We start from the raw sequence: 22056 nt of genomic DNA on the forward strand, positions 1-22056 counted from the left end.
AGCCTACGCTTCGTAAAACAATTCAGACGTTGCTTTGTCGGCTACTTGCGATGAAAGCGAGGCTTCTACTGCTTCGTCTGAATAGTCGTGACGTTTTTCTGGGTTCATGCCTAATTTTTTAATTAGGTTCATATCAGCATCAGCGTCTGGGTTTTCGGTGGTAAGTAGTTTATCACCATAAAATATTGAGTTAGCGCCTGCAAAAAAGCACATTGATTGCATTTGCTCGTTCATGGCATTACGCCCTGCCGATAAACGTACATAACTGTGTGGCATCATAATACGCGCTGTTGCTATGGTACGTATAAATTCAAAGTGATCTAAATCGTCTACGTTTTCAAGCGGTGTGCCTTTAACTTTAACCAGCATATTAATAGGCACACTTTCTGGCTGTTGTGGCAAATTAGCTAGTTGCATAAGTAGTCCAAAACGGTCGCTTGCTTGCTCACCCATACCGACTATTCCGCCCGAGCATACTTTCATACCGGCATCGCGTACGTGGTCAATGGTATTTAATCTATCTTGAAAAGTACGGGTTGAAATAATTTGCTCGTAATACTCAGGTGACGTGTCAAGGTTATGGTTGTAGTAATCAAGCCCTGCGTCTCTAAGCTCATGGGCTTTTTCGTTTGTGAGTTTACCTAGCGTCATACAGGTTTCTAACCCTAGCTCTTTTACTTCTTTAACCATTTGCGAAATGTATGGCATGTCTCTGTCTTTTGGATCTGACCATGCAGCCCCCATACAAAAACGGGTAGCGCCTTTTTGTTTTGCAAGGCGTGCTTGCTCTACTACTTTTTCTACTTCTATTAAGCGTTCGCGTTCTAAATCTGTTCGGTAATGCCCCGACTGCGGACAGTACTTACAGTCTTCTGGGCAAGCACCTGTTTTAATTGATAACAACGTAGAAATTTGCACTTCATTTGGGTTGAAGTTAGCACGGTGAACCGATGCGGCTTTAAAAAGTAAATCGTTAAATGGCATTTCAAATAATGCTTTAACTTCAGCGTGGGTCCAATCGTGACGAACAGGTGCAAGTTCCATAATACTCTCTTATTTTTTTTCATAACGGTGATATTGGCTTAGTCTACGAGTTGAAGTACCATTGTCAACGAAGCCCACCAAGTTAAAGTTTACATATGATTAAAAAGAATACGATTGACCTTGATTTTGATCGTGAGCACATTTGGCACCCATATACATCGATGACTAAGCCAATTCCGGTATACCCTGTTACACATGCTAATCACAATATTATTCACCTCGAAACTGGCGAGCAATTAATCGATGGCATGGCCTCGTGGTGGAGCGCAATACATGGCTATAACAACCCTGTTATAAATAACGCCATGATTGAGCAAATTAATAATATGAGCCACATTATGTTTGGCGGTATTACGCATAACAGCGCGGTAGAGCTGTGCAAAAAAATAGTAAATATAACGCCGCCTAGTTTAACTAAAGTGTTTTTAGCCGACAGCGGATCGGTAAGTGTTGAAGTAGCAATAAAAATGGCGCTGCAATATTGGTTAAGCCAAGGCATTACAACAAAACAAAAATTAATGACGCCTTACAAGGGCTACCATGGCGACACCTTTGCAGCCATGAGCGTATGCGACCCCGTTAACTCAATGCATAGTTTATATTCAGGCTTTTTACCTGAACACGTTTTTGTGCCTGCACCGGTTAGTCAATTTGGGTTCGAGTTTAACCAAACTGAAGCCCAAGAGCTTGAAGAATACTTTAAAGCAAACCACAGCCAAGTAGCCGCCTTTATCATTGAGCCTATTGTACAAAACGCAGGTGGTATGAACTTTTATCACCCTGATTATTTAGCCTGCGTGCGTAAATTATGCACCCAATATAACGTACTGCTAATTTGCGACGAAATTGCCACAGGCTTTGGCCGTACAGGTAAATTATTTGCTGTAGAGCACGCCAATATAGAGCCCGATATAATGTGTATTGGTAAAGCATTAACTGGCGGCTCAATGACGTTATCGGCCACTATAACTAGCGATAAAATAGCGATTGGCATCAGCGAAGGTGAAGCAGGTGTATTAATGCACGGCCCTACGTTTATGGGTAACCCGCTTGCCTGTGCAGCGGCCTGCGCAAGTATTGATTTATTACTTGAACAAAACTGGCAACAACGAATAAAGCAGCTAAACACCCAGCTACAACAACTTAATAAATGCAGTGAACTAGATGCGGTTGCCAATGTGCGTACCTTAGGAGCAATAGGCGTTGTTGAACTGAACGAGGCTGCGGGCAATGTTGATGTTGCTAAAATTCAGGCTTATTTTGTAGAGCAAGGTGTATGGATACGCCCATTCGGTAAACTAATTTACCTTATGCCACCGTATATAAGTGACGACACAAGTATAAAAACACTGTGTGATGCCATTTATAATGCCATTAAAGGCAAGCATTACGCTTAATAGTCGGTCTCAATAACTAATCCTAATACAGGTTATAGCGCTATTTGCTGCAACCTACCGCTACATTTAGTGTTTTTATCTATTAAGCGAGTTTGTAGTTATTGATCTCGTTAACCATTAGCTATATGATAATGTCTATCATTTACAATTACCTTTTTGGACTTCTTTGCTATGAAATTACTATTTAAACCAGCCAAAACTTTAGGTGCAAGCCTTTTACTAGCCTCGGCGTTTATGGCTCAACCAGTATTAGCTAACGGCCCTATTGGCGAGCATGTTAATCATCTTCAAGCTAACCTTAAAAGTTACGCAGAAGAAGTAGAATGGATGGTAGGCAAAGTTGATACCATGGTAAGCGACTACGATACTAAAGGCGCAAAATCTGTAAAAACTGATGATTTAATTGAATATTGGGAATCAGTTAAGTTTCACAGCGCAATAGAAACTAACTTTGTACCAGTATACGCTTCTATTTGGCAGGGTCTTTATGGCGTAAAAATGGCCATTGATAATAAAGAGCCTGCTAATGAAGTTCGTAAACAGCAAAAAGCGATGAACATAGCCTTGTGGCAAGGTCTTGGGGCTGTTAAGCTTGCTGCAAAATTCCAGCAAAAAGGCTTGTTAGACACTGTAAAAGCAACGGCTACAACTCAAATGACACAAAGTGCCACAATTGATGAAATTAAGCACAAATTAGACCGTGTAGTAGCTAAATTTGCTGAGCGTTTACGAGACGAAGCAACTGAAATTGTTCATGATACTTATCTGCACCTGTTTGAAGGCGTTGAAGGTACTCTTATTGAACAAGATGCAAAACTAGTTGAAGTGCTGGAAAAAGACTTTAACGTAACACTGCCACAAGCCATTAAAAACAGCAAAAGCGTAGACGAAGTACGCGATGTGATCAGTGACATGCAAACAAAATTAGACCGCGCTAAGGTTTTAATAGAAAAAGCCGAAAAAGCTCGTAAGGATGTATTTTAAGTGAAGCGTAGGACCTTTATTCAAGGCCTAGCTGCGTTAGGGGTGGTTGGCTCATTGCCACTGCCTCTTTCTCGTGCGCTAGCCGCTGATATAGCAAACCCTGTTTCTGTTGACGATTTACCAAAGCTTAAAGGCGAGTTAACGCTTTATTTAGGTCGAGGCGAAGGTGGTTTGTATGAAAACGTATTACAAGCAATCCAGAAAAAAAATCCAGACTTTAAACTCGGTATACGCCGAGGTCCTACTGCTGCTTTAGCAAATACCATTGTTGCAGAAGCTAAAGCTGGCGTTCGCCGCGCTGATTTATTTTGGGCAGTTGATTCAGGCGCAATTGGTTTAGTAACCGATGCAGGCCTTGCACAACCCATCCCTGGTGATTTATCTGCTCAGTTACAACCACAATTTAGATATAAAGAGTGGGCACCCGTAACTGGCCGTATTCGTACATTGCCATATAACACGTCGCGTTTGACTAAAGATCAAATTCCAACAAGTATTATGGAAATTGCCGACAGCGATTTAAGTATTGGCTGGGCACCCGCCTACGCTTCTTTTCAATCGTTTGTAACCGCAATGCGAATTTTAGAAGGCGATGACAAAACCGCTAAGTGGCTTAAAAAGATTCAAAAACGTGCTAAAACATACGCCGGCGAGCTAGGTGTTGTTATGGGCGTTGAACGCGGTGAAGTTGATATTGGTTTTGCAAATCACTATTACACTTTGCGTTTAAAATCAGGTAAGCCTGATGCCAAGCTAGATTTAGCATTTACACAAAATGATGCGGGCTGTTTAGTTAATGCATCGGGTGTATTAGCGCTTAACGACGATCCGCTTGCAACTAACTTTATGCGTTACTTACTAAGTAAAGAAGTACAGGGTTACTTAGCCAGTGAAGCGTACGAAATTCCGTTAGTAAATGGTATTACCCAACCTGAGGGTTTACCGTCACTTGCTAATATTTCTCCACCTAAAGTAGATTTAACACAGCTAGCTGATTTACGCCCTACTATAGATTTGATGCGAAGCAGCGGCGTATTGTAATGAAAATACCTGCCTCTTATCCAATGGCGCTGCTTGCAGCGCTTGTTGCGCTTACCCCTGTTTATGTATTAATTGTGCTTGCAAGCGATGCAAGCTCAGTGTTTGACACCCACAATCTTCAAATTTTAGGTAACACGTTATCGTTAATGGGTTTAACGGTACTCGGATCTATTTTAATTGGTGTGCCACTGGCGTTTATTAGCGCGTATGTGCATTTACCATTTAAAAAGCTCTGGCTGGTTGTATTTGCAGCCCCACTGGCAATTCCCAGTTATATTGGCGCATTTACACTTTATGCTGCTTTTGGCCCCGGTGGCGAAATAAATACCTTAACAGGAATAGAAACACCATCAATGTATGGCCTAACAGGTGCCGCCATTGTAATGACGCTTTATACCTTCCCGTTTGTAATGATGACAACTCGCTCATCCCTACTGAGCCTTGACGCAAGCATGGTTAATGCCGCGCGAACGCTGGGCATGTCGATGACGCAAAGTATATTTAAAGTTATATTACCGCGCGTAGTTAACGGTATTGCAGCAGGCTCTTTGTTAGTCGCGCTTTATACGTTATCAGACTTTGGTACGCCCGCAATGATGCGCCTAGATACCTTTACCCGCGTAATTTATGTTGAATACAACGCCTTTGCGTTAGGGCGCGCTGCAATGCTTTCACTTCAGCTGATGGTTATTGTCGGTTTTTTACTTTTAGTTGAATCACAAATAAAAACAGCACCTGAGCGCCATGGTCGTCCGTTAATTTTATTTCCAAGTAAATTACAGTTAAGTGCCATGTTTGTTACGTTTGCACCTGTTTTACTGCTTGCTATTGGCTTGCCTTTGGCTATATTTTCGCTTTGGTTAGCTCGCGATGGTTTTAGCTCATTTGATTTTAATATTGCGTGGAACTCTACGTATGCATCGGGTATTGCGGCAATTGTAGCCGTTATCGTTGCGATCCCCGTTGCACATGCTGCACTGAGTGGAAAAGCGGGTCGTATAATGGAGCGTGTTACTTACTTTGGTTTTGGTATTCCGGGTATAGTAATGGGCACAGCGCTTGTTTACGGTGGTTTGCAGTTGCCGTTTTTATATCAAACACTGGGATTGCTTATTATTGCTTATATGCTGCGATTTTTACCACTTGCTGTAGGCTCTGTTAGAACAAGCACCGAACACTTAGATCCAAGCTTAGTAAAGTCTGCGCGCGTATTAGGGGCAAGCCCACGTGAAGTATTTACTCGCATAACACTACCTTTAACTATGCGCGGTATTATTGCCGGTGCAGCACTGGTGTTTTTAGAGTCAATGCGCGAACTAGAAGCCACGCTACTACTTGGCCCAACAGGGTTTGAAACCCTCTCTACATATTTATGGCGTGTATACGAAGCGGGCTATTTTGGTCGCGCCGCGATTCCAGGGTTATTGTTAGTAGTGATATCTGCCTGCGGGTTAGCTATTATGATGTCTGGCGAAAAACGCAACCAGTTTGAACATTAAGGATTTAAGAAACAATGCTATCTGTAAGTCAGTTGTCTATAGATTATGGCAGTAACCGCGTAGTAAGCGATTTAAACTTTTCGCTGGGTGAAAACGAAATCCTTATGCTTGTAGGGCCAACAGGTTGTGGTAAAAGTACAATTTTACAAGCCCTTGCTGGCCTTATACCTATTAGCGAAGGCGAAATAAACACAGGTAAATGGCGCGCTACACCCAAATTAACAATACCTCCTGAAAAACGCAGTGTAGGCATGGTATTTCAAGATTTTGCGTTATTTCCGCACTTAACCGTACAGCAAAACATTTGCTTTAGATTAAAAGATACAGCCCCTGCTGAGTATTGGATAAACCTACTTGGGTTGAGCGATTTTAGAGACAAAAAACCAGCAACGCTTTCTGGCGGACAAAAGCAGCGCGTTGCACTTGCGCGTACCCTTGCCCACCAACCTGACTTTGTATTACTTGATGAGCCGCTTTCAAACTTAGATGCCGCTCTTAAAGACATGCTTCGTTGGGATATTAGAAACGCACTTAAAGCCGCTGGCGTACCGGCGATTTGGGTAACACATGACCAAGAAGAAGCACTCTCAGTTGGCGATCGTGTTGGTGTGCTTAAAGGCGGTAAAATTCAGCAAATCGATACACCCGAGCGCTGCTTTAGTACCCCAAAAAATCGCTTTGTAGCACGTTTTTTAGGTGAAGCCAGCTTTATTAGCGGCCAATTTAGCCAAGGACAAGCCACTACCTCAATTGGTAATGCGCCAGCTCATGGCGTTGACTGTGAAAGTGGCGACGTTGATGTACTACTACGCCCTGACGATGTATTGCTTGTACAAAGCAGTGTTGGTAATAACGGCGAAGTGATTTGGGTACGCTTTGAAGGTGGCAGCCGCTTGTGCGCTGTAAAACTTGCGTGTTCTACGGTGGTAACTAGCCGAGTAAGCCATGAAGTTGTGGTAAACCCAGGCGACGAAGTGCATGTATCACTAAGCACATCGCACCCACTAGCCGTTTATAAATCTATAGATTAATATCTATACCTAACTCAAAGTTAAGAGGAAACCCCATGAACGGACCAAACCCCAATAATCCTTCACCAATGGAAGGTTTTCCTCAAGTAGGTTTTTTAAAAAACTATATTACTTCTATCAATATTGAAGTAGGCGATTATACATATTATGACGATCCTGATGGCCCTGAGAATTTTGAAAAAAATGTGCTTTACCATTTCGATTTTATTGGGGATCGTCTGATCATAGGTAAGTTTTGTGCGATAGCTAAAGACGTTACTTTTATAATGAATGGCGCTAACCATCAAACTTCTGGATTTTCTACTTATCCATTTTTTATATTTGGTAATGGCTGGGAAAAATTTGTACCAAAATCAAATGATTTACCCTTTAAAGGCAATACAGAAATTGGTCATGATGTTTGGATTGGTTATAACGCTACAATTATGCCCGGGGTAAAAATTGGCAGCGGCGCTATTATTGCCAGTAAATCAGTTGTTACCTGCGATGTACCTGCTTATAGCGTTGTAGGTGGAAATCCCGCTAAAGTGATAAAAACCAGATTTGACGATAAAACAATAAATACGCTGCTAGATATAGCTTGGTGGGATTGGAGCAATGAAAAAATCACTGCTCATTTAGATGCCATTACACAATGCGATATAAAAGCCTTATCTAATCTCTAAGTGATTACCACTCAAACATGTAGGCCATTTTACTTATTGTTTTTAGCGGCACATTATGTGAGTTTCGTTTAGCGTATAGGTGCTGCATAGCTTTGTCTTTTACTTCACCCACTATCACTTCTTTTACTTGATAACCTAAAGCAACGGCAGCTTGAGAGTAAGCTATAAATTCCCATTTTTTAATATTGGTGTTATCTACAATCACCAATGGAATGCCTTGAGCAAGTGCATTTATAAAGCGCGCCAAATTTAAATTATGAAATTGTGGTAACTTAAATTTATCGAAATGATATTCGCCCTGCTCATTATTAAAGTAATCATCAGTTGAGCAAATTAGATACTGACTTTCGTCGGCTCCACCTAATTCGTCAGCAAGGCTTTGCGCGTAGTAAGACTTACCACTTCCTGGTAGTCCTCGTAAAATAAAAACTTGTTTCATAGCATCGATTTTTTAAGGGTGAATAAATATTAATTTAGTTTGGATGTTAATAATGCCACAAAATCATTAAATTTCAGAGCAACAAATCATAATAGTGGCAATTAAACTCTAAAAACTGTTTAAAAATAAACCGCATGCATAAAAACTTTTAAAGAGTTGCCCACAATAGTTTTTTTATTTAACTTTACTAGGTAAGATACAGGGTTCAAGTGCAGCGCCGTTTATGTGCAATTTATGCCCGCGTGTTGCGCACAGTTAAAATAAAATAGTTAGGCAACTTATATCATTGGAGTGAAGATGAGCCATTTAGCGATTTCAGAGCTATTAAAAGGCAATGTTGCGGTAGACAGCCAAGTAACAATTAAAGGCTGGATCCGTACTCGCCGCGATTCAAAAGCAGGAATTTCATTTTTAGCCGTTCATGACGGTTCGTGTTTTGATCCTATTCAAGCGGTAGTTCCTAATTCACTGAATAATTATGATGAAGTTACTAGCTTAACAGCCGGTTGTTCTGTGTCGGTTACTGGTGTTTTAGTTCAATCTGCTGGCCAAGGTCAATCTTACGAAATTCAAGCTAACTCAGTGACTGTATTAGGTTGGGTAGAGAACCCAGATTCATACCCAATGTCGGCAAAGCGCCACAGCATTGAGTACTTACGTGAGCACGCTCACCTTCGCCCTCGTACAAATATGATTGGCGCGGTAACTCGTGTACGTAACTGTTTAGCACAAGCTATTCACCGTTTTTACCACGAGCAAGGCTTTTACTGGATCAGCACGCCAATCATTACGGCAAGTGACTGTGAAGGCGCGGGTGAGATGTTCCGTGTATCAACGCTTGATATGCAAAACTTACCACTTACAGACAAAGGCGATGTTGATTACAGCGAAGATTTCTTCGGCAAAGAAGCATTCCTTACTGTATCTGGTCAGTTAAATGGCGAAACTTACGCGTCTGCAATGTCAAAAATTTATACATTTGGCCCTACATTCCGCGCAGAGAATTCAAATACATCTCGCCACCTTGCAGAATTTTGGATGGTAGAGCCTGAAGTAGCGTTTGCAGATTTAGAAGACATAGCAAAACTTGCTGAAAACATGCTTAAGTATGTGTTTAAAGCCGTACTTGAAGAGCGCCGTGATGACATGGAATTTTTTGCACAACGTGTAGAAAAAACCGCAATTACGCGTTTAGAAGAATTTGTAGATAAAGACTTTGCACAAGTTGACTACACAGACGCTGTAGAAATCCTTAAAAACTGTGGCAAAAAGTTTGAGTACGCTGTTGAATGGGGCGTAGATTTACAGTCTGAGCACGAGCGTTACTTAGCTGAAGAGCACTTTAAAGCACCGGTAGTTATTAAAAACTACCCACGTGATATTAAAGCATTCTACATGCGCCAAAACGAAGACGGTAAAACCGTTGCCGCAATGGACGTTGTAGCACCTGGTATTGGTGAGATCATTGGCGGTTCACAACGTGAAGAACGCCTTGATGTACTTGATGCACGCTTAGAAGAAATGGGCTTAAACAAAGAAGATTACAGCTGGTACCGCGATTTACGTAAATACGGTAGCGTGCCGCACTCAGGCTTTGGTTTAGGCTTTGAACGCTTAGTTGCTTATGTAACAGGTATGGGCAACGTACGTGACGTTATTGCCTTCCCTCGTACTAAAGGCAGCGCAACTTACTAATACTAAGTTAGCCGTTTATAAATACTAAAAACCAGCCAATTGGCTGGTTTTTTTGTGTCTTTAATTTACCGAATAAAAAAGCCGCAGCACTCAAAGAGCACCACGGCTTTCAACCAGAATAAGTTTGTTTATTTAAAGGCTATAAAGCACTCTCTAACTGTGGCAGTACTTCAAACAAATCAGCCACTAAACCGTAATCTGCAACTTGAAAAATAGGTGCGTCAGGGTCTTTATTAATCGCGACGATTACTTTTGAGTCTTTCATGCCGGCTAAATGCTGAATAGCACCGCTGATACCTACTGCAATATATAAGTTAGGTGCTACAATTTTACCTGTTTGCCCTACTTGCATGTCGTTAGGTACAAAGCCTGCATCAACTGCTGCACGCGATGCACCAATAGCTGCACCTAGTTTATCGGCAATACCATTAAGTAATGCAAAGTTTTCGCCGTTTTGCATACCGCGACCACCCGATATGACCACACTAGCAGCTGTAAGCTCAGGGCGTTCTGATTCTGTTTGCTCAACACTTACAAAGCTGCTTAATTGCGAATCTGATACTGTATCAATGCTTGTTATAGCAACAGCTGATTGCTCACCTTGTAAATCAAAGCTACTGGCACGTACGGTAATTACTTTTTTACTGTCGAGTGATTTAACCGTGGCGATTGCATTACCTGCATAAATAGGTCGTTTAAATGTATCGGCGTCCACTACTGCGATAATTTCAGAAATTTGCGCAACATCTAATAGCGCGGCAACACGTGGCATAAAGTTTTTGCCCGTTGTAGTAGCACTTGCAACAATGTGGCTGTAGGTGTCGCTAAGTGATAAAACTAAATCGCTCATGTTCTCAGCTAACTGATGTTCATAAACGCTATTATCGGCAACTAAAACATTAGCTATGCCATCAATGCTTGCAACTTGTGAGCTCATTGCGCTTAAGTTGTTACCTGCTATTAGTACATCAATAGGAAAGCCCATTTTTACTGCAGCGTTAATAGTTTTTGAGGTTTCTGGTTTTAAGGCACCGTTGTCGTGCTCTGCAATTACGAGTGTTTTCATTTAAATCACCTTTGCCTCTGTTTTTAATTTTTCTACAAGCTGTGCAACGTCTTCTACAATAATTCCTGCGGTGCGTTTAGCTGGCTCTTCAACACTTATTAATTGCATACGCGGTGTTAAATCAACACCAAGCGAATCTGCTGCTATTACTTCAAGCGGCTTACGTTTGGCTTTCATAATATTTGGCAGTGATGCATAGCGAGGCTCATTTAAGCGTAAATCAGTTGTAACAACCGCCGGTAAATTAAGTGCTACCGTTTGCAGCCCGCCATCAACTTCGCGAGTTACGTTTACTTTGCCATTTTCAATAACAACTTTTGATGCAAATGTACCCTGCCCGCGATTAGTTAATGCAGCAAGCATTTGACCTGTTTGATTATTATCTGAGTCAATTGACTGCTTACCTAAAATGACAAGTTCAGGCGTTTCTTGCTCTACAATTTTAGCGAGTAGTTTTGCAATATGAAGTGACTCGAGCTTTTCATCGGTTTCGATGTGAATGGCTTTGTCAGCGCCCAATGCTAATGCTGTGCGTAATTGTTCTTGTGATGCTTTTGGACCAATAGTTACGGCAACCACTTCAGTGGCGGTACCGGCTTCTTTAAGGCGAATTGCTTCTTCTATAGCAATCTCACAAAACGGGTTCATTGCCATTTTAACGTTGGTTAAATCAACGTCGCTGTTATCACTTTTAACGCGTGCTTTTACGTTGTAATCAATCACTCTTTTTATTGGTACGAGAACTTTCATAGGAACTCCATAATTATTTAAACCTACAAGGTAACGTGCACGTCAACCTATTTATTTTATGAAATTAGACTACTTCCTGTTGACGTAAACGTCAACCTAAAATAACCTTTAACTATTCACAGTCTGTAACGTTTAATTTGCAAAGTTATAAATAGGCTGTACACCTTATTTAAATGCGTAGTAAACATTCAAATAAGTCCGTCATAGATAAAGAGGTTATTATGGTCGAACGTGAAACCATGGAATTTGATGTAGTAATTGTTGGTGCAGGCCCTGCTGGGCTTTCAAGTGCAATTAAACTCGCGCAATTAGCACAAGAAAAACAACAAGAGTGCATGATTTGCGTAGTCGAAAAAGGTTCTGAAGTAGGTGCACATGTACTCTCTGGTGCTGTTTTTGAAACCAGAGCTTTGGATGAACTACTACCTAATTGGCAAGAGCTTGGCGCACCGGTTACAACCAAAGTAACTAATGATGAAATTTATTGGTTTAATAACGAGCAAAAAGCGACATCAATCCCCCACTTTGCTACACCAAAAACATTTCATAATGATGGTAACTTCATTGTATCTATGGGCAATGTATGTCGATGGCTTGCAGAGCAAGCTGAAAGCTTAGGCGTAGAGATATTTCCAGGATTTAGCGCACACTCTTTAATAATTGAAGATGAAGCAGTAAAAGGCATTATTACTGGCGATATGGGTGTAGACAAAGATGGTAATGAAAAAGACGGTTACATGCCAGGCATGGAGCTTCGTGCAAAATACACTATTTTTGCCGAAGGTTGCCGAGGTCATTTAGGTAAACAACTAATCAATGAGTTTGCACTTGATGCAGATTCATCGCCGCAGCATTACGGTTTAGGCTTTAAAGAAATCTGGCAAATAGATGAAAGTAAACATGAGCTTGGCAAGGTAGTTCATGGTACAGGTTGGCCACTTAGCGGCGATACTAATGGTGGTCCATTTATGTATCACAGTGAAAACAATCAAGTTGTTGTTGGTTTAATTGTTGATTTAAATTACTCAAACCCACATTTGAGCCCGTTTGATGAGTTTCAGCGAATGAAGCACCATCCAGTATTTAAAAACGTACTTGAAGGCGCTGAACGTATTGCTTACGGTGCGCGTGCTATTGCTAAAGGTGGCTTGCATTCATTACCAAAAATGCATTTTGCTGGTGGTTTACTTGTAGGGTGTGATGCAGGCACTCTTAATTTTGCAAAAATTAAAGGTAATCACACTGCAATGAAATCGGGAATGATTGCCGCTGAGGTTATTTTTGAAGCATTGCAAAATGAGTTAGCAAATACCGATTTAACTCATTATCAAACTGCGTTTGAGCAATCGTGGGCATATAAAGAGCTATATCAATCTCGTAACTTTGGCCCTGCTATGCACAAGCTCGGTAAATTTTTAGGTGGTGCGTACAATACGCTTGATCAAAACATTTTTAATGGCGGTTTACCCTTTACGTTTAAAGATAATACGCCCGATCACTCTACCCTTGTTGATGCTAACGCCGCTGACAAAATTGCATATCCAAAACCAGATGGACACCTTAGCTTTGATAAACTCTCAAGTGTGTTTTTATCAAATACTAACCACGAAGAATCACAGCCGTGTCATTTAAAGCTTAAAAATACGTCAATTCCTATTAACGTAAATTTAGTTAAATTTGATGAACCCGCACAACGTTATTGCCCAGCAGGCGTTTACGAAGTACAAGAAATTGCAGGCAATAAAGAGTTTGTTATTAATGCCCAAAACTGTGTGCACTGTAAAACTTGCGATATTAAAGACCCAAGCCAAAACATTACATGGGTAACACCTGAAGGTGCGGGTGGGCCAAATTATCCTAATATGTAACTAAATTATGCGCTGTATAGCTATATAACTACGTTTTTTACATATAAATTATAAACATATCCTAAATTGCAGGGGCTTCGGCCCCTTTTTTACGTTATGCTAATAGTAGTTTTAATAATAAGAGTGTTATTTATGCCGTCGTCAAAAGTTATTTTTCGTTTTTTAGCAGAGCCTACTGATGTTAATTTTGGTGGTAAAGTTCATGGTGGGGCCGTCATGAAGTGGATTGACCAAGCAGGTTATGCGTGCGCTGCAGGTTGGAGCGGTCATTACTGCGTAACTGTTTCGGTTGCGGGTGTTAAATTTAGACGCCCTATTTTAGTGGGTCAAATAGTCGAAGTAGAAGCTAAAATTGCCCATACGGGTAGAAGTAGCATGCAAATATTTATTCAAGTTAGGTGTGGCGATCCAAAAACGCAAAATATGGTTGAAACAAACCATTGTGTTATCAGCTTTATTGCAATGGATGAAACGGGCTACCCAATAGAAGTGCCTTCGTTTAAAGCAGTGACCGATGAAGACATTAAATTAGAAAATTACGCTATAAAAATGAAAGAAATAGCAATTGAAACAGAAAACTTGCTTCATAAAGTCTAATTAGTAATTTAAATAGAGTAAGGCTATGTAAAAAACTCATTATACTTTGTAAAACATACAACCTATTTTAGAGTACACGATTACACAAAAGTTCACTTTGATTATAAAACACGCTAAACAATGTAAAAACCAATACAAAAGAACCAATTATGGCGTGTTTTTAATCCATTTTAATATTGGCACGCTCGCTGCAAGTAGATAATTGAAGTTTGATTAATGAAATCAAGCATTTGATTATTTTTTGTAAAGGAGCTATTCAATGATTAAAACACTTTCTCTTTCAGCTATTGCACTAGCAACACTGGGTTTTAACTCTGCAGCACACGCTGACATTTCTGATTTCGATTCTCCACGTATTTATACTGGTATCGGTTACGGTCAATATTCTTTTGAATTTGAAGACAGTGACAACGACACTGACTTTGACGACGATGCACAAATGCTTAAAGGCTATATTGGTACTCAGTTTAACGAATACCTAAGCTTAGAACTTGCTTATCAAAACTTTGATGAAGTAAGTGATATAGACAGCAAAGCTGAAATTGATGGCGTATCGCTTGCCGCACGTTTGGGCTACCCAATAACAGAGAGCTTTTCTGTATATGCAAAAGGCGGTTGGCTTGAGTGGGATGCAGATTACACACAAGATTTACCAGTAGGTGGTGTAACAGCTTCTACAGATGGTGGTGATGCATTTTACGGTGCGGGTATTGAATACGCACTTACAACAAATGTACAGTTTCGTTTAGAGTACGAACGCTACAAACTTGATGACGATATTGATCCAGACATGGATGTAGCATCTGTATCAGTTCAATACATGTTTTAATTAATCTTTAACATGTTTGAAAAGGGTAAGCTTATAAGCTTGCCCTTTTTTGTTTTAGGTCCTTTTTAAATATATTAATACAAAATATAAACCACTCAGTCTAATAATTGATTTCAAACCGATTGGTCTATAAGCAATAAACTTACTTACACTAATGCCATAAATACTAAATGCAGGTAGAATAGCGCTCTATTTTATTTGTACCCGAGTACTATGAGCGATTATACCATTTCGGCTATTGGCCACATTGAATCTCCTTATAAACAAAAGTTTGCTATACCTAGGCAGCCTCGTTTAGTGCCACAAGCCAAGGCAAAACTTATTTTTGCACCTGATTTTAATCGCGAAGAGTTCGTACGTGGTTTAGATGAATTTACTCATATTTGGTTGTTATTTCGTTTTCATGAAACGGCCGATAAAGGTTATTCTGCGATGGTGCGCCCACCACGTTTAGGTGGGAATGAGCGAAAAGGTGTATTTGCTACCCGCGCTACATTTAGACCAAACGCGATTGGTATGAGCGCAGTAAAACTTGATGGTATTGAATATAAAAACGGACAACTTAGTTTATTACTCGCTGGCATTGATTTACTTGATGGCACCCCCATTATCGATATTAAACCGTACTTACCCTATTCAGATGCAATGCTTGACGCCAGTGCTGGCTTTGCAGATACACGCCCAGAAACACAAATGACGGTTGAATTTAGCCCTCAGGCAATTGAGTTTGTTAATGCGCAAACACAATACCCAGATTTACATGATTTTATAGCTAATGTTTTAAAACAAGATCCCCGCCCTGCCTATAAAAAACAAAAAGACGGCGAGCAAAGCTATGGTATGACTTTGTACAATTATAATATTCGCTGGCAAGTCAATGGCGAGCATAACGTAGTAACAAACATAGAAAAAACTAAATAACTCACTTAGCGCTTTAGTGTAAAAGCTTCCGCTGTTAAACTTAAGCTCTATTAAAAGAACATAATTACTCTATTTCGGAAAAAACATGCGTACAAGCCAATATATACTCGCAACACTTAAAGAAACGCCATCAGATGCTGAAATCGTATCGCATCAGTTAATGCTTAGAGCCGGTATGATCCGTCGCGTCGCTTCGGGTTTATACACTTGGTTACCCTCTGGTTTACGTGTGCTACGTAAAGTAGAAAACATTGTACGTGAAGAGATGGATAAAGCAGGTGCTATTGAAATGCTAATGCCTGTAATTCAACCCGCTGATTTGTGGGAAGAGTCTGGCCGTTGGAATGAATTTGGTCCTGAGCTTATGCGCTTCACAGACCGTCATAACCGTACGTTTGCACTTGGTCCAACACACGAAGAAGTAATAACTGATTTCGTACGTAAAGAAATAAGCAGCTACAAGCAGTTACCAGTTACTTTATATCAAGTACAAACTAAAGTACGCGACGAACGCCGCCCTCGCTTTGGTGTGATGCGAGCTCGTGAATTTACAATGAAAGATGCCTACTCTTTTCACTTAAGTGAAGAATGTTTAGATGCGACTTATCAAGCGATGCATAAAGCATACTGTAACATTTTTGAGCGTTTAGGCCTTGATTACCGCCCTGTACTTGCTGATACTGGGTCTATTGGTGGTAGCCTATCGCACGAGTTTCATGTACTTGCTGAGTCGGGCGAAGATGCCATTGCATTTAGTGATGGCAGTGATTACGCAGCTAATATTGAAAAAGCAGAAGCACTAGCGCCAAACGATCCACGCCCAGAAGCAAGTAAAGAGTTAAAAGCATTCCCTACTCCTGACGCTAAAACAATTAATGAGCTTAAAAAGCATTACGGTGTAAAACCTCATCGTGGTGTTAAAACCTTAATTGTTTACGGTGCACCTGATGAAAACGATGTACGTGGTTTAGTGGCGCTTGTACTTCGTGGCGATCATGATTTAAATGAATTAAAAGCTGAAAAGCACCCATTAGTAGACTCTCCGCTTGAAATGGCAACAGAGGCAGATATTGTTGCTGCTATTGGTGCAAAACCTGGTTCATTAGGCCCTGTGGGCTTATCTATGCCTATTATTGTTGATAGAGCCGCTAATATCCTTGCTGATTTTGTTGCCGGTGCTAATAAAGACGACGAGCATTACAGTGGTATTAACTGGGATCGTGACGTAACTGATTACGAAGTTGCTGATATTCGTAATATTGTTGAAGGCGATATGAGCCCATGTGGCCAAGGCGTTTTACAAATAAAACGCGGTATTGAAGTAGGTCATATATTCCAACTTGGCACTAAATACTCAGAAGCAATGAAAGCGGGAGTATTAAACGAAGGTGGTAAAAACCAAACCATGACCATGGGTTGTTACGGTATTGGTGTTTCACGTATTGTTGCAGCTGCTATTGAACAAAACAACGATCAATACGGGATCATTTGGCCAAAATCAATCGCGCCATTCGATTTAGCGATTGTTCCAATGAACATGCACAAATCGCATCGTATTCCTGATATTGCAAATAACCTTTACCAGGGTTTAAAAGATGCAGGTCTTGATGTGTTATTTGATGACCGTAAAGAACGCCCTGGTGTTATGTTTAATGACATGGAGCTAATTGGTGTACCTTACACGCTTGTAATTGGTGAGCGTAACCTTGACGAGAATAAAGTTGAGCTTAAAAACCGCCGCACCGGTGAAAAGCTAATGATTGATATTGATACAGCAATTGATGCAATTAAAGCGGCTGTTAAAGGTTAATAACACGCACGCTCAAAATAGACTAAAAGGCCGCATTTAAAATGCGGCCTTTTTTATGCGCGATTAATAGCAATACGTAATAATAGCTGCTCAATGACTCACCTTTCCTAGCTTTGTAGAAATCATTTAATTACGTGCCTTGGTATAAATTGTCATGGAGGCTTCGCTAAAGTGTCTCATAAGTGTCATTAGGTTTATCTACAGTGTTTAATTATTACACTATGGATGACGGGCATGACAAACAATCAACTGCGTAAAAAACAACATTATCCAGCCATTTGGATATCTGATGTTCATTTAGGTTACAAAGATTGTAAAGCTGATTACTTACTTGATTTTTTAAACTCGGTAGAATCCGACACACTTTATTTAGTGGGTGATATTATTGACTTATGGTCAATGAAGCGACAGTTTTATTGGCACCCTTCTCATTATGAAGTATTAAACTGCATACAAACAAAAGCAGCTAGCGGTACACGTGTTATTTATATTCCCGGTAATCATGATGAAGCGTTTAGAAACTATATAAATCAAACATTATTTGGTGTTGAAATCCACCAGCAGTTTATTCACACCACTAAAGCTAATAAACGGTTTTTACTTATACACGGCGACGACTTTGATTCAGCGACTCGTTATAACAAACTTGTTAGTATTGCGGGGGATGCAGGATACGACTTTTTATTATTTTTAAATCGCTGGACCAATCGTATACGTAAAATATTTGGTGGTAACTACTACTCGCTTGCATCGTGGATAAAAGCTCGGGTACACAAAGCTCGAGAAGCGATTAGTGCCTTTGAAGATGCCGCAGTTCATGAAGCTAAAAAACAAAACGTAGACGGTATTATTTGTGGACACATTCACCATCCCAAAATTAAAGTGGATGACGGTATTATGTACTGTAACGATGGTGATTGGATTGAGAGCTGTACTGCGCTTGTAGAGCAGGAAGATGGAAAGATAGAATTACTACATTGGTCAGATACACAATTTATACTCGATAGCGCAGACATAGCTATTCTTAACACGCCTTTAAATACGTCAACAAATACCAAACCAAAAAAATCAGCTGCTTAGCAGCTGATTTTCAAAACGATTAACTTAACCAAGTAATTAGCTTGTCTTTTAAAGTTTGTGGTTTAATTGGTTTAGTAATGTAGTCGTTCATTCCAGCAGCTAAACAACGCTCTCTATCACCTTCCATCGCACTCGCTGTCATAGCGATAATCGGTATGTGAATATAATCTACCCCGGCCTTACTATTTCTGATTTCACTTGTTGTATCATAGCCATTTAAATTGGGCATTTGGCAATCCATTAAAATAACATCAAAAGCTTGCTCTTCGTTTTCTCTCAGTGCTTCTAAGGCTTCTATACCGTCTGACGCACAAGTGATTTTTACTTTAGTACGTTTTAATATTGCCTTAGCTACTTCAATGTTTATCATATTATCGTCAACTAATAATACATGATACGCAGATAGGTCAGGCTCTACTTGTTCCTCTTCCAAGCCTTTTGGTGGCGCTATAATGCAATCATTACTGGCACCAAATAAGCTGGCTAACTTATAGCTAAATTGATCTTGGGTAAGCGGTTTATTTAGAATGTGGCTACCCTCAGGTAATATCATTTTAGTCGGTTTATCGGTCACCATGTCGCGTAAAATTAAGACGTACTTTTTATTAAACTGTTTACAATAATCAATAAGGGCATCAATTTGAGGATGCTCATCGTCAATCAATAATAAATCAGCCTCAAACTCTTTATGCTCACTAAAGTAGTCGAGTCTTACAATGTTTTCTGCATTTACTTTACAGGTTAGTAGCAATAAATCGCACACGTTTTTATAAACGTTATCGCGCGCTATTAATGCCGCTACGTTAATACTTGTAGCAAGTTCAATACCTGTGTTTAGTTTTTTCTCTTGTGCTACATGTAGCTCAACCGTTGCGGTAAAGGTACTACCAGCACCCTTTTCACTTATAACCGTAATATTACCACCCATTAACTGAGCAAGTTTTTTACATATAGATAAGCCTAAGCCTGTACCACCAAAATGACGGGTTGTACTTGAATCTTCTTGTGTAAACACTTCAAATAGTTTGTCTATGTTCTCTGGCTCTATACCAATTCCGGTATCTTTTATTGTATAGCTCATTAATAACTTTGAGTCGGTAATGTACTTGGAGCCGACAGTTAAACTTACTTCACCTCGGTGGGTAAATTTAAAAGCATTATTAACTAAGTTAATTAAAATTTGTTTAAGGCGATGGCTGTCGCCAATAACCATTCTGTCTACTACATCTTTAGTATCTAAAAATACTTCAAGACCTTTGCGCTGGCCCTGTAACGCTAAAGAGCTAATCATATCGCTACATACTGTCACAACATCAAATGTATGATTATCAATATCAAGCTTACCCGCTTCTATTTTCGAAAAATCGAGAATATCGTTAATCAAGTTCATCAGTGAGTTAGCACTGCTATTTGCTAGTTTTAAATAATGGTATTGTTGATCGGTTAATCCATCTTCTTTGAGCATTTCAAGCATCCCTAGTACGCCATTCATTGGTGTGCGTATTTCGTGAGAGATATTTGCTACAAAGTCACTTTTTGCTTGGCTTGCTGCTAATGCTTGGTCAATTGCACGTTCTAGTTCAATGGTCCTTTGTGAAACCTTTAGCTCCAGAGTACTGTTTAACGCTTCGAGCTCTGATTGCGTATTTTTTAATGAGCTAATATTTCTTAAAATAGCCGCTACCTGATAACGGTTATTATATACGTCAAAAATACTGCTGAGCGTAATTGAAAAGTATTGTTTATTGCCATAACCATCTGTGTAGATAGCTTCAAACGGCATTTTTGACCCGTTTGAAATAGTCTCTTCTATACAGTTGTTATCGACTTCATTTAAGTTAAATAAAGAGACAAAGTCAGGACTAGCACCTGTAATTGAAGTACCAAAAACCTCTTTAGCCGTGCTGTTAAAGTGAACAATTTCGCCAGTTTGCTCAATTGTAAAAATAGCATCCAGTGAGTTTTCAATTACTTTATTATTTTGCTCTTTTAACGAATTAATTAACAATTTACGGTTTATAAAGCGTTGGTATAAAAAAGCAATAACTAAAAATATGCTAAAAAATACCACTAACATTGCAATAAAGTTTTGACGTCTCTCATTCACCTTTGCAAACAATGTTTTTGTATCAACACTTACACCAAGCTCTAAAGGTAGCATGGCTATATCACCCTCAAACGAAATTCGTTTTTTTAAAGTGTAAGCCACTGGATAATTACTTATTGGTAAAGTGCCTTGCTCTGTCATGGTAGTTGCAGTGGAGAATTCTTCAGACCATGTTTTAGTTTTATTAAATTCAAAACTGAATCGAAGTTGTGGGTTTGGATGATATAAAAATTCACCTTCATTATTCATAAGGTAAACCTGCGTCCCTTGTGGAGATTCAACTGTTAAATCTTCAAGTAATTTATCCGCAAAGTAATTAGTAACTAATATTGCAAATATTTTATTATTTTCATCAAAAACAGGCTTAGCAACACGAAAAGTGCTTATATAAGGTTCTTGTATCTGTCCATTTTCACGGTTGTAGTTAATTGGAGAAATATAAACACTTTTCTTATCAAGCATGCTTGCTTTGATTATGTAATCGCGTTGACCTTTTTTTTGTAATTGCAGACCTTGCAGTCGATTAATCTCTCCAAGTTGATTTCGGTCAACTCTAACAATCTCTTGCCCACCATCTTCGAGCATAATATAGCGAGCTTGCAAAATACTGTCATCGGTCTGCATAAAACCAGTAAAAATGCTTGCTAAGCGCTCTTGCCAAACATCTATTGGCGTACCAAGAACAGGATCAATTAGTTTATTTTCTTTAGCGCGGGTAATGCCTTGTATTGGTGGTGTAGCATCTAAAAAGCGAATGGCGGTAACACTGTCTTTAAGATGTTTTTTTAATGAAAGGCTTTTTGTTTCAAGTTCACGCTTTAATTCTATTTGAGCTGAATTATAAACATCACTTCTTACTTTTTGATCGAACAAATACAGAGATGGTAAAGCTATAAGAACAAATATTATTGTTGCAACGAGCATTAATTTATTATTTTTTGTTACATTCAACAAAATATTTCTTTTTAGCATTTACCTTCACCATAAATTTTTATTGTTATTAGTATAGAGCATTAACGAAAGAATTGGACCATCTAACTAATCAGTTATCGCTATAATTTTTATAATAAAAAGACTAAATCATTAGTTTTATTTAGAGCACAACCCTTATGTGAATTTTAAATGAATGGGTGAAAAAATATTGGCTTACAAAATTAATAAATGGGCTATTTTAACTATTAATCGCTTCAAAGTATAAAAGGTAGCAATTGCTACCTTTTATATATTCTTAAA

At 39.5% G+C, this 22056-nt stretch carries 18 protein-coding genes; 13 read left to right on the forward strand and 5 right to left on the reverse strand.

All coding sequences use genetic code 11. The features are described from left to right. Positions 1 to 3: 3 nt before the first annotated feature. Positions 4 to 1044: a biotin synthase BioB gene (gene bioB / locus H5116_RS02775; protein WP_002961242.1), complete on the reverse strand. Its 1041-nt coding sequence runs from the start codon at positions 1042 to 1044 to the stop codon at positions 4 to 6. A 95-nt stretch (positions 1045 to 1139) separates the two neighbouring features. On the opposite strand from bioB, the gene bioA reads away from it, so the two are divergent. The 6 genes from bioA to H5116_RS02805 all read left to right on the forward strand — a co-directional run bounded on the left by bioA (position 1140) and on the right by H5116_RS02805 (position 7661). Beyond that, positions 1140 to 2441: an adenosylmethionine--8-amino-7-oxononanoate transaminase gene (gene bioA / locus H5116_RS02780; protein WP_182715511.1), complete on the forward strand. Its 1302-nt coding sequence runs from the start codon at positions 1140 to 1142 to the stop codon at positions 2439 to 2441. A gap of 171 nt (positions 2442 to 2612) precedes the next feature. After that, positions 2613 to 3425: a hypothetical protein gene (locus H5116_RS02785; RefSeq protein WP_182715512.1), complete on the forward strand. Its 813-nt coding sequence runs from the start codon at positions 2613 to 2615 to the stop codon at positions 3423 to 3425. Next, positions 3426 to 4466: an extracellular solute-binding protein gene (locus H5116_RS02790; RefSeq protein WP_096793161.1), complete on the forward strand. Its 1041-nt coding sequence runs from the start codon at positions 3426 to 3428 to the stop codon at positions 4464 to 4466. Continuing rightward, entirely contained in the window at positions 4466 to 5965 is a 1500-nt protein-coding gene (locus H5116_RS02795) for an iron ABC transporter permease (RefSeq protein ID WP_002961234.1), read from the forward strand. The genes H5116_RS02790 and H5116_RS02795 overlap by 1 nt, the downstream gene beginning before the upstream one ends. 14 nt (positions 5966 to 5979) lie before the next feature. Continuing rightward, complete coding sequence (locus H5116_RS02800) at positions 5980 to 6996, forward strand: ABC transporter ATP-binding protein (protein WP_182715513.1); 1017 nt, start codon at positions 5980 to 5982, stop codon at positions 6994 to 6996. A gap of 35 nt (positions 6997 to 7031) precedes the next feature. Further along, positions 7032 to 7661: a Vat family streptogramin A O-acetyltransferase gene (locus H5116_RS02805; protein WP_024604311.1), complete on the forward strand. Its 630-nt coding sequence runs from the start codon at positions 7032 to 7034 to the stop codon at positions 7659 to 7661. Between the two features lie 4 nt (positions 7662 to 7665). Here the strand turns inward: H5116_RS02805 and H5116_RS02810 are convergent, their stop codons facing one another. Next, positions 7666 to 8100 (reverse strand): ATP-binding protein, encoded by a 435-nt coding sequence (locus H5116_RS02810; protein ID WP_002961231.1) that lies wholly within the window; start codon positions 8098 to 8100, stop codon positions 7666 to 7668. A 297-nt stretch (positions 8101 to 8397) separates the two neighbouring features. On the opposite strand from H5116_RS02810, the gene asnS reads away from it, so the two are divergent. Continuing rightward, the gene (asnS, locus tag H5116_RS02815; protein WP_002961230.1) at positions 8398 to 9795 is read left to right on the forward strand and encodes an asparagine--tRNA ligase; all 1398 of its coding nucleotides are present in this window, start codon (positions 8398 to 8400) and stop codon (positions 9793 to 9795) included. Between the two features lie 139 nt (positions 9796 to 9934). Here asnS and H5116_RS02820 read toward each other — a convergent pair whose 3' ends face one another. Continuing rightward, positions 9935 to 10861, reverse strand: a complete 927-nt coding sequence (locus H5116_RS02820; RefSeq protein ID WP_182692832.1) for an electron transfer flavoprotein subunit alpha/FixB family protein — start codon at positions 10859 to 10861, stop codon at positions 9935 to 9937. Then, entirely contained in the window at positions 10862 to 11611 is a 750-nt protein-coding gene (locus H5116_RS02825) for an electron transfer flavoprotein subunit beta/FixA family protein (RefSeq protein ID WP_182715514.1), read from the reverse strand. A gap of 221 nt (positions 11612 to 11832) precedes the next feature. On the opposite strand from H5116_RS02825, the gene H5116_RS02830 reads away from it, so the two are divergent. The 6 genes from H5116_RS02830 (at position 11833) to H5116_RS02855 (ending at position 18716) form a co-directional block, all read left to right on the forward strand. Further along, entirely contained in the window at positions 11833 to 13479 is a 1647-nt protein-coding gene (locus H5116_RS02830) for an electron transfer flavoprotein-ubiquinone oxidoreductase (RefSeq protein ID WP_182715515.1), read from the forward strand. A 132-nt stretch (positions 13480 to 13611) separates the two neighbouring features. After that, positions 13612 to 14076, forward strand: a complete 465-nt coding sequence (locus H5116_RS02835; protein ID WP_024596822.1) for an acyl-CoA thioesterase — start codon at positions 13612 to 13614, stop codon at positions 14074 to 14076. A gap of 259 nt (positions 14077 to 14335) precedes the next feature. After that, entirely contained in the window at positions 14336 to 14905 is a 570-nt protein-coding gene (locus H5116_RS02840) for an outer membrane beta-barrel protein (RefSeq protein WP_002961225.1), read from the forward strand. Between the two features lie 213 nt (positions 14906 to 15118). Continuing rightward, a complete protein-coding gene (gene tsaA / locus H5116_RS02845; protein ID WP_182715516.1) occupies positions 15119 to 15826 on the forward strand; it encodes a tRNA (N6-threonylcarbamoyladenosine(37)-N6)-methyltransferase TrmO in 708 nt (235 codons plus the stop codon). 85 nt (positions 15827 to 15911) lie between these two features. After that, on the forward strand, positions 15912 to 17636 hold the full coding sequence (locus tag H5116_RS02850; protein ID WP_182715517.1) for a proline--tRNA ligase: 1725 nt from the start codon (positions 15912 to 15914) through the stop codon (positions 17634 to 17636). Positions 17637 to 17870: 234 nt separating this feature from the next. After that, a complete protein-coding gene (locus H5116_RS02855; protein WP_182715518.1) occupies positions 17871 to 18716 on the forward strand; it encodes a UDP-2,3-diacylglucosamine diphosphatase in 846 nt (281 codons plus the stop codon). A 19-nt stretch (positions 18717 to 18735) separates the two neighbouring features. On the opposite strand, the gene H5116_RS02860 is transcribed toward H5116_RS02855, so the two are convergent. Next, positions 18736 to 21795 carry an ATP-binding protein gene (locus H5116_RS02860; protein ID WP_182715519.1) on the reverse strand — a complete coding sequence of 1020 codons (3060 nt, stop codon included), beginning with the start codon at positions 21793 to 21795 and terminating at the stop codon, positions 18736 to 18738. Positions 21796 to 22056 lie beyond the last annotated feature (261 nt).

Origin of the sequence: Pseudoalteromonas sp. SG45-2 (genome assembly GCF_014164115.1) — a bacterium.
GTDB lineage: Bacteria > Pseudomonadota > Gammaproteobacteria > Enterobacterales > Alteromonadaceae > Pseudoalteromonas > Pseudoalteromonas distincta.

What these genes read in the sequence shown, in the direction of transcription:
- H5116_RS02785 (WP_182715512.1), top strand. Translation starts at nt 2,613, where the DNA reads ATGAAATTACTATTTAAACCAGCCAAAACTTTAGGTGCAAGCCTTTTA.
- H5116_RS02825 (WP_182715514.1), bottom strand. Translation starts at nt 11,611, where the DNA reads ATGAAAGTTCTCGTACCAATAAAAAGAGTGATTGATTACAACGTAAAA.
- H5116_RS02810 (WP_002961231.1), bottom strand. Translation starts at nt 8,100, where the DNA reads ATGAAACAAGTTTTTATTTTACGAGGACTACCAGGAAGTGGTAAGTCT.
- asnS (WP_002961230.1), top strand. Translation starts at nt 8,398, where the DNA reads ATGAGCCATTTAGCGATTTCAGAGCTATTAAAAGGCAATGTTGCGGTA.
- bioB (WP_002961242.1), bottom strand. Translation starts at nt 1,044, where the DNA reads ATGGAACTTGCACCTGTTCGTCACGATTGGACCCACGCTGAAGTTAAA.
- H5116_RS02830 (WP_182715515.1), top strand. Translation starts at nt 11,833, where the DNA reads ATGGTCGAACGTGAAACCATGGAATTTGATGTAGTAATTGTTGGTGCA.
- H5116_RS02795 (WP_002961234.1), top strand. Translation starts at nt 4,466, where the DNA reads ATGAAAATACCTGCCTCTTATCCAATGGCGCTGCTTGCAGCGCTTGTT.
- H5116_RS02800 (WP_182715513.1), top strand. Translation starts at nt 5,980, where the DNA reads ATGCTATCTGTAAGTCAGTTGTCTATAGATTATGGCAGTAACCGCGTA.
- tsaA (WP_182715516.1), top strand. Translation starts at nt 15,119, where the DNA reads ATGAGCGATTATACCATTTCGGCTATTGGCCACATTGAATCTCCTTAT.
- H5116_RS02835 (WP_024596822.1), top strand. Translation starts at nt 13,612, where the DNA reads ATGCCGTCGTCAAAAGTTATTTTTCGTTTTTTAGCAGAGCCTACTGAT.
- H5116_RS02860 (WP_182715519.1), bottom strand. Translation starts at nt 21,795, where the DNA reads ATGCTAAAAAGAAATATTTTGTTGAATGTAACAAAAAATAATAAATTA.
- H5116_RS02840 (WP_002961225.1), top strand. Translation starts at nt 14,336, where the DNA reads ATGATTAAAACACTTTCTCTTTCAGCTATTGCACTAGCAACACTGGGT.
- H5116_RS02850 (WP_182715517.1), top strand. Translation starts at nt 15,912, where the DNA reads ATGCGTACAAGCCAATATATACTCGCAACACTTAAAGAAACGCCATCA.
- H5116_RS02820 (WP_182692832.1), bottom strand. Translation starts at nt 10,861, where the DNA reads ATGAAAACACTCGTAATTGCAGAGCACGACAACGGTGCCTTAAAACCA.
- H5116_RS02855 (WP_182715518.1), top strand. Translation starts at nt 17,871, where the DNA reads ATGACAAACAATCAACTGCGTAAAAAACAACATTATCCAGCCATTTGG.
- bioA (WP_182715511.1), top strand. Translation starts at nt 1,140, where the DNA reads ATGATTAAAAAGAATACGATTGACCTTGATTTTGATCGTGAGCACATT.
- H5116_RS02805 (WP_024604311.1), top strand. Translation starts at nt 7,032, where the DNA reads ATGAACGGACCAAACCCCAATAATCCTTCACCAATGGAAGGTTTTCCT.